The organism is Faecalibacterium sp. DFI.5.82 (genome assembly GCF_029076575.1).
Classification (GTDB): domain Bacteria; phylum Bacillota; class Clostridia; order Oscillospirales; family Ruminococcaceae; genus Faecalibacterium; species Faecalibacterium duncaniae.
Window position 1 is genome coordinate 1 of record NZ_JARFIS010000653.1, and the last position, 304, is coordinate 304.

1 pseudogene is annotated in these 304 nt (G+C 65.1%); it reads left to right on the forward strand.

The features are described from left to right. Positions 1-304: pseudogene (locus tag P0G09_RS18290) on the forward strand (excinuclease ABC subunit UvrA); the annotation flags it as partial.

Genomic DNA, 304 nt, shown 5'->3' on the forward strand with positions numbered 1-304 from the left:
GGATGAGATCACCGGCCTGTCGCCGGCCATTTCCATTGACCAGAATACCACCAGCCACAACCCCCGCTCTACCGAGGGCACCGTGACCGAGATCTATGATTACCTGCGCCTGCTGTATGCCCGGGTGGGCGTGCCCCACTGCCCGGTGTGCGGCCGTGTCATCAGCCAGCAGACCGTGGATGAGATGGTGGATGCCGTGCTCTAGCTGGAGGACGGCACCAAATTCCAGGTGCTGGCTCCTGTGGTGCGCCAGCGCAAGGGCACGCAGCAGAAGGAGCTGGATGCCGCCCGGCGGGGCGGCTAC